Here is a 12,038-nt window from a genome sequence, read left to right on the forward strand (position 1 = left end):
TCCGAAGGATGCGCCACCCACATTTCTAGCCGAGCCGGATGACCGTTGATTGTTCGGAAATGCGGTCCGGAAACGGAAGCGCCGCCGGTGGGGGGAGACCGGCGGCGCAGGCCCGCCTTGGGGGGAGCGGCGGGCTGTTTCCGCTTACGACGCGCCAGGTAAAGCAGGCTGGCGTCGCGCGGGACCGGGGTGGGGGCTCCCGGTACGAGACTTAGATAGGCGCGCCTTTTCGGAATTTAAGCCCCTTTTTTCAAACTTGGCTTTTTTCTCGCCGAACCCTGTTTGGCAACGCCCGCCGGGCCGTGCTCGACGGCTTTCTCGCCGCTGGGATCGCCGTCTTCCGACAGCAGGATGGCGATCCAGCGGGTGCCGTCGAACTGGGCCAGGATCAGCATCACGGCCACGGTGAGGGGGGTGGACAGGAACATGCCGGTGACGCCCCACAGCGCGCCCCAGACGGCCAGCGACAGCAGCACCACCGTCGGGTCCATGTTCAGGCTGTCGCCCTGCATGCGCGGCAGCACGACGTTGCCGACCACGAAGTAGATCACCTGCAGGGCGGCGGCCAGGATGATGGCCGGCAGCAGGGTGTGATTGAACTGCACGAGAGCGAACAGCGGCGGCAGGATGCAGCCGACGGCCCCGCCCAGGATCGGGATGTAGCTGGCGATGAAGATCAGGAAGGCCCAGAAGAAGGCGTTGTCGAGCCCGACCAGGGCCATGACCGCCCAGGCGGCGATGGCGATGATCAGGCCGGTGACGGTCTGGATCCACAGGTACTGCTCCACCCCGTTGCGGATGCGCTGGAACAGGGCCATCGAGCGGTCGCGCTCGGCGTGGTGCGGGAACAGGGCGACGATCTTGCGCGAGAAGCCCCGGCGCGAGGCGACGATGAAGCCCAGATAGATCAGCACCAGCACGGCGTTGGAGGCGAAGTTCTGCAGGCTGCCGGCGACGGCGCCGACATATTGCTGCGGATTGAGCTGGGCGATCAGGTCGTCGATGGTCGGGGGCACCTGCACGCCCACCAGGCCGGTGACCTTGGCGATCACCTCGTTGAGGCGCGGGGCGTAGGCCTTGGCCTGGCCGACGAACTCGGCCCCGTTGTCGACCACGATCCACACCGAGCCGCCGAACAGCAGCAGCGACAGCAGGATCGCCATCGGCAGGGCCAGGCGCTGCGGGAACTTCGGCACCCGGTTGCTCAGCACCCGGGCGAAACTGTCGATCATCACCGCCAGGAAGGCGGCCAGGGCCAGCGGGGTGAGGATGTCGCGCGCGAAGTACATGGCCGCGCCGGCGGCCACCACCGCCAGGAAGACGACGGCGTTGCGGCTGGTGATCGAGGGCGGAGCGGTCGTCATCGACGGGAATCTCTTTTGACGTAAGTCTTGGGGACCATTGTTCAGCCGGAATGGCGAAGGACAAGGCTTAGAGCTAGGCTTAAGCCTCAATCATGTAGGGAAGTTGCGCATGACCCTGGAGATCGGCGACGGCGAGATCCTCATTGGGCTTGGTGAGGGGCCGGTCACACAGCGGCTGGACCGCTCCAACCGCCACGGCGTGGTGGCCGGTGCGACGGGCACCGGCAAGACGGTGACCCTGCAGATCATGGCCCAGGCCTTCGCCGACGCCGGGGTGCCGGTGTTCGCCGCCGACGTGAAGGGCGACCTCTCGGGCGTCGCCGCCCCGGGAACGCCCAACGAGAAGATGCTGGCCCGCGCCGCCTCGATGGATATCGCGCTCAGCCCCGGCGCGCCGCCGACCATCTTCTGGGACCTGTTCGGCGAGAAGGGTCACCCGATCCGGACCACCATCTCGGAGATGGGGCCGGTGCTGCTGTCGCGGCTGCTGGAGCTCAACGACGTGCAGGAAGGGGTGCTGACCATCACCTTCCACGTCGCCGACAAGGACGGCCTGCTGCTGCTGGACCTGAAGGATCTTCAGGCGGCGCTGAAATACGTGGCCGACCACGCCGCCGACATCGGCACGCAGTACGGCAACGTCTCGCCGGCCACGGTGGGCGCGATCCAGCGCAAGCTGCTGACCCTTCAGACGCAGGGCGCCGAGCACTTCTTCGGCGAGCCGGCCCTGAAGCTCTCCGACATCATGCGCATCGACGTGACGGGGCGCGGCTACGTCAACATCCTGGCGGCCGACAAGCTGATCCAGTCGCCCAAGCTCTATTCGACCTTCCTGCTGTGGCTGCTGTCGGAGCTGTTCGAGGAGCTGCCCGAGGTGGGCGATCCGGAGAAGCCCAAGCTCGTGTTCTTCTTCGACGAGGCGCACCTGCTGTTCAACGACGCGCCCAAGCCGCTGATCGAGAAGATCGAGCAGGTGGTGCGGCTGATCCGCTCCAAGGGCGTGGGCATCTATTTCGTCACCCAGAACCCGGCCGACATTCCCGACGCGGTGCTGGGCCAGCTGGGCGCCCGGGTGCAGCACGCCCTGCGCGCCTACACCCCCGCCGACCAGAAGGGGCTGAAGGCGGCGGCGCAGTCGTTCCGGGTCAATCCGGCCTTCGACACCGCCGAGACCATCCAGGCCCTGGGCGTGGGCGAGGCGCTGATCTCGGTGCTCGACGCCAAGGGCGCGCCGACCGTGGTGCAGAAAACCCTGATCCGCCCGCCGGCCTCGCGCCTAGGCCCGCTGACGCCGGAAGAACGCGCCGCCGCCGTCGCCAAGAGCCCGGTGGCCGGCCTCTACGACCAGGTGCAGGACCGCGCCTCGGCCTACGAGACCCTGCAAGGCCGCGCCGCCCAGGCCCAGAAGGACGCCGCCGCCGCGGAGGACGCGGCCGAGGCCGAGCGCCAGCGGGCGGCGAAAGAGAAGGTGCGCGAGCGCCAGCGGGCTCAGGAGGAACGCGAGGATGCGCGGGCTTCGCGGCCTCGGGCGTCGAACCGCCAGGGCATGGCCGAGACCTTCGCCAAGTCGCTGATCCGCACGGTGGCCAGCCAGGCGGGGCGGGAGATCATGCGCGGGCTGCTGGGGGGATTGAGCCGGAGGCGGTAGAAACCTCCCCCTCTGGGGGAGGCGGCCGAAGGCCGGTGGGGGGCCGTTTTCAGCTTGCCGTGCTTTGGCCGATTTCGCAGCCGCTCCCCCCACCGATCGCTGCGCGATCACCTCCCCCACAGGGGGAGATTCCTTGTGGTTTCCCTTCTCCCCTTGCGGGAGAAGGTGGCGGCCGAAGGCCGTCGGATGAGGGGTCGCACCCACGAAAAACGCCGCGACGGCTGATCGGCTGTCGCGGCGTTTCATGTTTGAGAGACCCCTCACCCGACCCTGCTCCGCAGGGCCACCCTCTCCCGCAAGGGGAGAGGGATCAGCGTCGGATGGCTTCGGCCAGCGCGCTTCGCAGCTGCTCTATCCGGAACGGCTTGCGCAGGACCGGCCACGGCGAGTCCTCCAGGGCGGCGGCCAGGCGGTCGCCGGCGTAGCCGGTGGTGAGGAGGACGGCCATGTCGGGGTCGCGCTGGACGGCGATGCGGGCCAGTTCGACGCCGCTGACGCCGCCGGGCATGACCAGATCCGACAGCAGCACGTCGAACGGCGGCTCGGCCTCCAGGCGCGCCAGGGCCGCGTGGCCGTGCTCGGCGACCACGACGATGCAGCCCATTTCCGACAGCGCGCCCTCGGTGATGGCCCGGACGCTGGCGTCGTCCTCGACCAGCAGCACGCGCACGCCGGACAGATCGGCCTCCGGACCGGCCTCGACGACGATCGCCCCCGCCGCCTCGGGCGCGGCGGCCGGCAGGTGCAGCGACACCGTCGTGCCTCGGCCCTCCTGGCTGTCGATGGTCACCGCCCCGCCGCACTGGCGCACGAAGCCGTAGACCTGGGCCAGGCCCAGGCCGGTGCCCTTGCCCACCTCCTTGGTGGTGAAGAACGGCTCGAACACCCGGCCCAGCACCTCGGGCGACATGCCGTGGCCGGTGTCGGTGACGGCGACCCGCACATAGTCGCCGGCCGGGGCCTCGCCCGCCTGGCCGTCAACCAGCGCCTCGGCGGTGACCGAGACGGTGATGGTCCCGGCGTCGGGGGTGGCGTCGACGGCGTTGACGACGAGGTTGAGCAGGGCCGCCTCGAACTGGGCGGCGTCGACGCGGCTGGCGCCGGCACGCGGATCGGCCTCGACCACCAGGGTCTTGGCGTCGCCGGCGGCGCGGCGGACCAGGGGCTCGACCTGCAGGATCAGGCCGGCGATGTCGACGACCTCGAGCTTGAGTTCCTGACTGCGCGAGAAGGCCAGGAGCTGGCGGGTCAGGCGCTCGCCGCGCTGGCCGGCCGCCAGGGCCGCCTCGCCCAGCCGCTGCACCCGGGCGACGTCGCCGGGCTTCTTGAGGATCATGTCGAGCCCGCCGACCATCACGGTCAGCAGGTTGTTGAAGTCGTGGGCCACCCCGCCGGTCAGGCGGCCGACCGTCTCCAGCCGCTGGGCCTGGGCGAGCGCCGCCTCGGCCTTGGCGCGCTCGGCGATGCTGGCCTCCAGGGCGGCGGTGCGCTCGACCACGCGGGCTTCGAGCTCAAGGGTGGTCTCGACCACCTCGGTGTTGTCGAAGCAGCTGCCGATATAGCCCTGGAACTGGCCGTAGGCGTCGTGGCGCGGGGCGCCGGCGCTGCTGATCCAGCGCCAGGCGCCGTCGGCGCGCTTCAGCCGGAAGGCGGCGCGGAACGGCTGGCGCAGCTTGGTGGCGGCCAGCACCTCGGCCTCGGCGGGACCCAGGTCGTCGGCATGGACGCCATGCGCCCAGCCCCTGCCCGTCTCCTCCTCCAGCGAGCGGCCGGTGAACTTCAGCCAGGCGTCGTTGAACCAGACGCAGTCGCCGTCGATGTCGGAGATCCAGATCATCACCGGGGCGGCGTTGGCCACGCCCCGGAACTGCTCCTCGCTGGTGCGCAGGGCGGCGGCGGCCTGGCGCTCGCGGGTCACGTCGCGGAAGGTGATGGCCAGGCCCTCGCTGATCCGCACGCCGGACGAGCGCACCCAGCGCGGCTCGCCGTCGATCACCCGCATCAGTTCCAGGTCGTCGGGACCGCCCTCGTCGAGCAGGCGCGTCAGGCGGACCAGCATCTGCTCGCCGGTGTCGTCGCGGAAGACGTCGCGCACCCGGCGGCCGGTCAGGGTGGAGATCCCCTTGGGCCGCATGGCCTGGGCGGCGGGGTTGGCGTAGGTCCAGCGGAAGTCGATGATCTGGCCGCCGCGGCGGATCGGCTCCAGGATGACGAAGGCGTCGAGCGAGGCCTCCTGGGCGATGCGGAACCGCTCCTCGGCCGCAAAACCGTTGCGCACCGCCAGCCGCAGGGCCGCGACGAACAGCACGATCAGGCCGGCGCTCACCGCGAAGGTCGCCAGCTGGGCGGCCTCGACGGCGTCCAGCGGTCCCATCCACAGCAGCTTGACCAGCAGGGCGCTGGCCCCGACCGCCAGCAGCCCGCCCCACAGGCCGCCGACCAGGGCGGCCAGCATCACCGCCACGAAGAACGGCGGGAAATTGCTCGGATGGTTGGTCAGGGCGACGGCGCCGACGCGCGCCGCGGCCGCCAGCCCCACGGCCAGGACCACGAGGCACAGCCGAAGGATCGGCCGATCGACGGACGAGGCGAAGCGGATCGCCGTCCGGCTCAGAAATTGGCCCATGCCGCCGCCCTAGATCACGCGCACACCCCCAGGAGGGCGCTTGGGCTAACGCCCCTCAGCGGTGAAGGTTCCGGCGGATCAGGCCGCGCCGCGAACCTTGACCTTCGGAGCCTTGGCGGCTTCAGGGAGGGGCTCGAACACGGCGGCGGCGCTGGCCAGGGTCCAGGCCGACAGGCTGTCGAGCGGACCCGGACGGCCGATGGCGTAGCCTTGCAGCTCGGCGCAGGCCTCGCCGCGCAGGAAGTCGATCTGCTCCTGGGTCTCGACGCCCTCGGCCACGACCGGGATCTCCAGGCTGCGGCCCAGGCCCAGCACGGCGCGCACGATGACGGTGGCGCGGTCGTGGCGGTGGATGTTCTCGACGAAGCTCTTGTCGATCTTGATCTTGTCGAACGGGAACGACTGCAGGGTCGACAGCGACGAGAAGCCTGTGCCGAAGTCGTCCATGGCGATGCGAACGCCCAGGGCCTTCAGACGGCGCAGGTTGTCGAGCGCGCGCTGGTAGTCCTTGAAGAGGGCGCTTTCGGTGATCTCCAGCTCCAGTCGCGAGGGCGACAGGCCGGTGGCGATCAGCACCTCGTGCACCAGGGTGGGCAGGTTGGGCTGGTTCAGCTGCAGCGGCGACAGGTTGACGGCGATGCGCAGCGGGCGGTCCCAGCTGGCGGCGTCGGCGCAGGCGCGGCGCAGGACCCACTCGCCCAGCTGGGTGATCAGGCCGTTCTCCTCGGCCACCGGAATGAAGTCGAGCGGCGGGACCATGCCGCGCACCGGGTGCTTCCAGCGGACCAGGGCCTCGAAGCCGCAGACCTCGCCGTCGGCGGCGCGGGCCAGCGGCTGGTAGAACACCACCAGCTCCTCGTCGGTGATCGCCTGGCGCAGCTCGCGGGCCAGGGTGCGGCGCTCGCGGATCGTCTCGTCCATCTCGCGCTTGAAGAAGCGATAGACGCCGCGGCCGCTTTCCTTGGCGCGGTAGAGGGCCATGTCGGCGTTGGCCAGCAAGGCCTCGGCGGTGCGGCCGTCGTCGGGGAACAGCGACACGCCGAGGCTCGCGCCCATGGCCAGGTCCTGGCCTTCGTAGACGGTGGGCAACGACAGCTGTTCCAGCACGTGGCCGGCCAGTTCGGCGGCGGCGGTCGGCTGGTCGCCGGCGGCGATCTGCACGATGATGAATTCGTCGCCGCCGAGGCGCGCGGCGAAGGACGGGGCGGTGACCGACTCCTGGAGGCGGCGCGCGGCCTCGACCAGCAGGGCGTCGCCCGCCAGGTGGCCGTGCAGGTCGTTGGCTTCCTTGAAGTGGTCGAGGTCGATGCAGACCAGGCCCAGGCTTTCGCCCGAGGCCTCGACGCGCTCGAGCGCGGCGGCCAGGCGCACCTGCAGCGAGTTGCGGTTGGGCAGGCCGGTCAGGCCGTCGTGTTCGGCGAGATAGCGGATCTTCTCCTCGGCCGAGCGGCGCTCGCGCAGGTCGCGGATGGCCAGCACGGTGAGGCCCGAGGTCTCGGTGCGGGCGCCGTCGTCCATCAGGCGCGAGAACACCTCGACCGGAATGGCGCGGCCGCCTTCGGGCGGCTGAAGCAGGCCTTCGCGGCGCACGCCCTCGCGGGAGGATTCCTTGCCGTCGAAGGTCAGCATGGCGTTGTAGAGCGGCTTGCCGACCAGTTCGTCCAGCGAGGCGCCGGCCAGTTCGCAGAAGGCGGCGTTGGCGTCGTTGATGCGGCCGTCCTGAACCACGACGATGCCTTCATAGGCGGCGTTGGCCAGGCGGCGGATGCGGTCGAGGGCCGAACGGCTGGTCGAGGACTCGATGGTCACCGCGCCCAGGCCGCCCAGGATGATCAGGCCGGTGATCGAGGTGACGGCCAGGGTCAGCACGGCGCCCGACAGGAGCTGTTCGGGCACGATGACGCTGGCGTCGGGCATGATGGTCACAGCGCCCATGCCGGTGAAGTGCAGGCCGCAGACGCCCAGGGTCAGAATGCCGCCGCCGATCAGCTGCTTGGGCAGCGTGCGGGCGCGGCCGCCCAGCACCAGGGCGCCGGCCGAGAACGCGACGCCGATCAGCACCGAAACGGCGACGGTGGCCTGTTCCCAGACCACGTAGCCCTGGGTCACGAAGGCCGACATGCCGGTGTAGTGCATCGCCCCGATGCCCAGGCCCAGCAGCAGGCCGCCGGCGCAGTCGTTGGTGCGGGTGCGCTCGGCCGAGGCCACGGCGAAGCCGGCGGCCATGAACAGCACGGCGATCATCAGCGACAGCAGGGTGCCGGCCGGGCTGTAGCCCGTCTTCAGGCCCGGGTCGTAGGCGACCATGCCGATGAAGTGGGTGGCCCAGACGCCCGAGCCGGCGACGAGGCCGGTGAGCAGCAGCCAGGCGCCGCGGACCAGGCCGCGGGCCCCGCGCAGGCGCGAGAAAAGACGGAACGCCGTGAAACACGCGGCGAAGCAGACGAGGCCGGCGACGAGCACGAGCCTGAAGTCATGCTGCCCGGTGAGGCAGGTCAGAACCTTCAACAAAGGCGTTCCCCCAGAGTGGTACGAAGCCACTCTGTGCGGAAAGATACAAAAAAATGGTTTCTAATACGCGGCCAGGTAGTCGCAGGCGCGGCCCATCGCCGCATTTCGTAGTGAATCGAACCTTAATCCGTCCGATTGCACGAAATATACCGCGCCCGCGCGGTGTTTCTTAGAAGAAGCGTTCGCCGATACGGACCGTGTCGCCCGGGCCGACCTTGGTCGAGGGCGTGAGTTCGACCTTGGTCTCTTTCTCTTCGCCGTCGTGCTTGATGAACACCTTGCCCTTGTCGGCGCGGTAGGTGTAGCCGCCGGCCGTAGCCACGGCGTTCTGGACGGTCAGGCCCGAAGTATAAGGATAGGTGCCCGGCTTGGTGACTTCGCCCAGGATGTAGAACGGGCGGAAGTTCAGCACCTCGACGCTGACGCGTGGCTCCTTCAGGTAGCCGTCGCGCAGGGCCGTCTCGACCGTGTCCTGGAACTGGCGGACGCTGAGGCCCTCGGCCTTGACCTCGCCGACCAGCGGCAGGGACAGCTTGCCCGAGCCGGTGACGTAGAACTCGCCCGACAGCGACGGCTCGCCGAAGACCGTGACCCGGACCTTGTCGCCCGAGCCCAGCTGGTAGTCGAGGCCGGCGGCCTGGTCGGCGGTGATCGGGGCGCTGGCTTGGGGCGCGGGCGGAGCGCCCTGGGCCTGGGCGGCCGGTGCGACGGCGGCGAGGGCCAGGCAAAGCGAAGCCGCCCGAATGAAGCGCCGAACGGTAATCATGCTGGTCACGTCTCTTGGCTGCATCCCTCGCCGGTCTCATGGCATGGGCGAAGGACAGTCACAAGCATCACGCCGGTACGGCTCGACGTTTTCGCGCCTGCAGCATCGAAGGCGGTCCTTCGCCCAGGCGAACGGCGGTCAGAACGCCCGTGGCGTAGGCTCCGGTGTCGACATTGATGCGGTGCGGCCCAACGAACGGCTCCTCGTCGGGGGTGTGGCCGTGCACCACCACCAGGCCCAGGCCGTGGGGCTGGTGCAGGAAGTCGCCGCGGATCCACAGCAGGTCCTGCGGGTCCTGCTCGGCCAGGGAGCGGCCCGGCCGCACGCCGGCGTGGACGAACAGGTAGTCGCCATAGAGGGCTGAAAGCTCCAGCTGGCGCAGGAAGGCCAGGTGCCGGCTGGGCAGGTTGCGCTGGAACTGCTCCTGCGCCGCGCGCCAGGCCTCGGGATCGCGACCGGCCGGGCGGGCGACGCCGTAGGAGGCCAGGGTCTCGCCGCCGCCGAACTCGGCCCACACCGGCCCGCCCTCGGGATCGTCGAGGAACTGCAGCAGGGTCTGCTCGTGATTGCCCATCAGGGCCCGCACCTCGAAGCCGGAGGCGCCGCCGGACACCGCCTTCAGCGCCTCGACCCGGTCGATCACCCCGGCCGAGTCCGCGCCGCGGTCGATGTAGTCGCCGACGAACACCAGCACCGGCCGGTCCTGGCGGCCCAGGCCCGCGAAGTCTGCGGCCACGGCGTCGAGCAGGTCGTCGAGCAGGTCGAGGCGGCCGTGGACGTCGCCCACGGCGTAGACCACCCGCCCGCCGGTGCTGGCGGTCTTGGCCTTCGACGCGGACTTGGGACGCAGGAAGCGGAAAACCATGGGCTCTGACGATGACGGAAAACGAGGCTTCAAACTGCCTCAGCCGCTTGCGGGCGGCAACTGTCGCCGCGCGCCATTGTTAACACGAAATACACCGAGAATTTGCACGGCAATTTCACCGTGAATATTCAGAGACGATTATCAATAATACCGAATAAACCAGATCGCTTATTCGTTAAAACACCAAGCATTTTGATCCGATATTCAATGGAAGATCACAAGATGGACTCACGAACTTCGCGAGACCACCATGAAGATCTCCGCATTTCTTGGATCCGCCGCCGTCGCCCTGAGCGCGATGATCGCCGCCGCGCCCGCCATGGCCGCGCCGCCGGCCTTCATGCCGCATGGCGCCCCGGCCGCGGCCCCTCCGGGCTTCAAAGCCTTGTGCCAGCGGGATCAGGCGAGCTGCATCGCGCCGCCGCAAGAGGTCGCCGCCCTGGCGCTCGACGCCAATTCCGCCGCCATCAACACCTCGTCGATCGGCGAGCGCCGCCTGACCTGGGGTTCGGCCCCGCTGGCCGTCTCGGCAGTAGAAGAAGACGAAGATACTTCCGTCCAGACCATCGAAGTCCTGCGCGCCGTGCGCCCGGACGTTAACATTCGCCTGAGCTCGCTGGACCAGACCCTGGCCGCCCTGCTGGCGACGACGCCCGCCGCCTCCGCCCAACCGGCCATGACGCTGGCTTCGGACGTCGACGGCCTGGCCCGCCTGACCCGCGACCAGATGAAGCTGATCAACGAGATCAATCGCCAGGTGAACCGCGAAGTCCGCAAGGCCGACGACTTCGATCTCTACGGCCTGGCCGAGTATTGGTCGCTGCCGAAGGTCATCGACGGCAAGATGTACGGCGACTGCGAAGACTATGCGCTGGAAAAGCGCCGCCGCCTGATCGAGGCGGGCGTGCCGGCCTCGGCCCTGTCGATGGCCGTCGCGGTCACCGCCCGCGGCGAAAGCCACGCCGTGCTGCTGGTCGCCTTCGAGCAGGGCGACTGGGTGCTCGACAACCTGACGCCCTGGGCCACGCCCTGGAGCGAACTGAACTATCGCTGGATCGAGCGCCAGGTGGCCGGCTCGTCGGCCTGGGTCTCGGTGAGCTGAGCCCCGGCCCTCCCCGGATCTCAGCCCAAAGAGAAAGGCCTCGCTCCGGATCCCGGAGCGAGGCCTTTAATCTTGGTGCGGCGCCCTTTGGTCAGGCGCCTTCAGGCTGAAGCCTAGTAGGCGTTCTCGGCCAGCAGCAGGTGCGGCACGGTAAGCAGGATGATGCGGATGTCGCTGAACAGCGACCAGCCGTCGATATAGGCGATGTCGGCCTTCACGCGGGCGGCCATGGCCTCGACGTCGGTGGTGCCGCCGCGCAGGCCGCGGATCTGGGCCAGACCGGTAAGGCCCGGCTTGGCCTGGAAGCGCATGTGATAGGTCGAGATCAGCGCGCCGTAATAGGCGTCGTGCGCCATGGCGTGCGGACGCGGACCGACCAGCGACATGTCGCCCTTGAGCACGTTGAGCAGCTGCGGCAGCTCGTCGATGCTGGTGGTGCGCAGGATCTTGCCGATCTTGGTGATGCGGTCGTCGTCGCGCTTGGCCTGGACGACCTTGTCGCCGTTCTCCTCGCAGCGCATCGAGCGCAGCTTGAAGATCGTGAAGGTGCGACCGTTCAGCCCGCCCCGCGTCTGGCGGAACAGGATCGGTCCAGGCGATTCAAGTTTGATCAACAGCGCCGCAAGCAGAAGCACGGGCGCGAAAAAGATCAGTGCAAGGCCTGAAACGACGACGTCGATCACACGCTTGCCGGGGTCGACAGCCACGCGCGGAAGAATCTCCGACTGGACGCCGCCCATGAGTTCGGTGTTCGAGCTTCCGCTCACAGCGCAACCCCCTATCCCACCACACACAAAACGAAGCCCGCCCCACTTCGTATCTAACTACCTAATGCAACTCTTCGACGACGTCGCGCGGAAACTGATACTTAACCATAAATATAGTGACATTGCATAAACCCTGTTCCTTCACGCAGGCTTTAGGGTCAGCGAACTAGGCTGTAGTCGCGTAGGGAGGGCCTGCGCGTAGGACTTCGGGTTCCATGCCGCACGTCAATCTCTCGCTGAACAGCCTCGCCCAGACGATCCCGGCGCCGCGCCGTCTGCCGCGCGCCATCGGCTGGGGCCTGGCCGCCGTCGTTTCCGCCGGCCTGTGGTACGCGGCGGTCGAAGCCGTCCGCCTGCTGTTCTGATCCCCCAGACCTGACCTTCAGGCC

At 68.9% G+C, this 12,038-nt stretch carries 9 protein-coding genes; 3 read left to right on the plus strand and 6 right to left on the minus strand.

Features of this window, described 5'->3' with window-relative positions:
* Window positions 1–236 precede the first annotated feature (236 nt).
* Window positions 237–1,364, minus strand: coding sequence for an AI-2E family transporter (locus AC07NG_RS17605; protein WP_492856326.1), 1,128 nt, complete (start codon window positions 1,362–1,364; stop codon window positions 237–239).
* A 109-nt stretch (window positions 1,365–1,473) separates the two neighbouring features.
* Here AC07NG_RS17605 and AC07NG_RS17610 point away from each other — a divergent pair, with 109 nt between their 5' ends.
* A complete protein-coding gene (locus tag AC07NG_RS17610) occupies window positions 1,474–3,012 on the plus strand; it encodes a helicase HerA-like C-terminal domain-containing protein (RefSeq protein WP_494595366.1) in 1,539 nt (512 codons plus the stop codon).
* 310 nt (window positions 3,013–3,322) lie between these two features.
* On the opposite strand, the gene AC07NG_RS17615 is transcribed toward AC07NG_RS17610, so the two are convergent.
* The 4 genes from AC07NG_RS17615 to AC07NG_RS17630 form a co-directional block, all read right to left on the minus strand.
* Complete coding sequence (locus tag AC07NG_RS17615; RefSeq protein ID WP_494595368.1) at window positions 3,323–5,638, minus strand: hybrid sensor histidine kinase/response regulator; 2,316 nt, start codon at window positions 5,636–5,638, stop codon at window positions 3,323–3,325.
* A gap of 78 nt (window positions 5,639–5,716) precedes the next feature.
* Window positions 5,717–8,149, minus strand: a complete 2,433-nt coding sequence (locus AC07NG_RS17620; RefSeq protein ID WP_492856323.1) for a bifunctional diguanylate cyclase/phosphodiesterase — start codon at window positions 8,147–8,149, stop codon at window positions 5,717–5,719.
* A gap of 169 nt (window positions 8,150–8,318) precedes the next feature.
* Window positions 8,319–8,915: a polysaccharide biosynthesis/export family protein gene (locus AC07NG_RS17625; protein ID WP_494595480.1), complete on the minus strand. Its 597-nt coding sequence runs from the start codon at window positions 8,913–8,915 to the stop codon at window positions 8,319–8,321.
* Between the two features lie 67 nt (window positions 8,916–8,982).
* Window positions 8,983–9,780: a metallophosphoesterase family protein gene (locus tag AC07NG_RS17630; RefSeq protein WP_492856321.1), complete on the minus strand. Its 798-nt coding sequence runs from the start codon at window positions 9,778–9,780 to the stop codon at window positions 8,983–8,985.
* Between the two features lie 250 nt (window positions 9,781–10,030).
* On the opposite strand from AC07NG_RS17630, the gene AC07NG_RS17635 reads away from it, so the two are divergent.
* Window positions 10,031–10,882: a transglutaminase-like cysteine peptidase gene (locus AC07NG_RS17635; RefSeq protein ID WP_494595371.1), complete on the plus strand. Its 852-nt coding sequence runs from the start codon at window positions 10,031–10,033 to the stop codon at window positions 10,880–10,882.
* Window positions 10,883–10,995: 113 nt separating this feature from the next.
* Here the strand turns inward: AC07NG_RS17635 and pssZ are convergent, their stop codons facing one another.
* Window positions 10,996–11,622 carry an exopolysaccharide biosynthesis protein PssZ gene (gene pssZ, locus AC07NG_RS17640; protein WP_492856400.1) on the minus strand — a complete coding sequence of 209 codons (627 nt, stop codon included), beginning with the start codon at window positions 11,620–11,622 and terminating at the stop codon, window positions 10,996–10,998.
* Window positions 11,623–11,864: 242 nt separating this feature from the next.
* Between pssZ and AC07NG_RS17645 the strand changes: the two genes are divergently transcribed.
* Window positions 11,865–12,014 (plus strand): hypothetical protein, encoded by a 150-nt coding sequence (locus AC07NG_RS17645; protein ID WP_158285848.1) that lies wholly within the window; start codon window positions 11,865–11,867, stop codon window positions 12,012–12,014.
* Window positions 12,015–12,038 lie beyond the last annotated feature (24 nt).

Source organism: Caulobacter sp. GW821-FHT10C03 (assembly GCF_059415485.1).

What these genes read in the sequence shown, in the direction of transcription:
- AC07NG_RS17645 (WP_158285848.1), top strand. Translation starts at nt 11,865, where the DNA reads ATGCCGCACGTCAATCTCTCGCTGAACAGCCTCGCCCAGACGATCCCG.
- AC07NG_RS17615 (WP_494595368.1), bottom strand. Translation starts at nt 5,638, where the DNA reads ATGGGCCAATTTCTGAGCCGGACGGCGATCCGCTTCGCCTCGTCCGTC.
- AC07NG_RS17610 (WP_494595366.1), top strand. Translation starts at nt 1,474, where the DNA reads ATGACCCTGGAGATCGGCGACGGCGAGATCCTCATTGGGCTTGGTGAG.
- AC07NG_RS17625 (WP_494595480.1), bottom strand. Translation starts at nt 8,915, where the DNA reads ATGATTACCGTTCGGCGCTTCATTCGGGCGGCTTCGCTTTGCCTGGCC.
- AC07NG_RS17605 (WP_492856326.1), bottom strand. Translation starts at nt 1,364, where the DNA reads ATGACGACCGCTCCGCCCTCGATCACCAGCCGCAACGCCGTCGTCTTC.
- AC07NG_RS17635 (WP_494595371.1), top strand. Translation starts at nt 10,031, where the DNA reads ATGAAGATCTCCGCATTTCTTGGATCCGCCGCCGTCGCCCTGAGCGCG.
- AC07NG_RS17630 (WP_492856321.1), bottom strand. Translation starts at nt 9,780, where the DNA reads ATGGTTTTCCGCTTCCTGCGTCCCAAGTCCGCGTCGAAGGCCAAGACC.
- pssZ (WP_492856400.1), bottom strand. Translation starts at nt 11,622, where the DNA reads ATGGGCGGCGTCCAGTCGGAGATTCTTCCGCGCGTGGCTGTCGACCCC.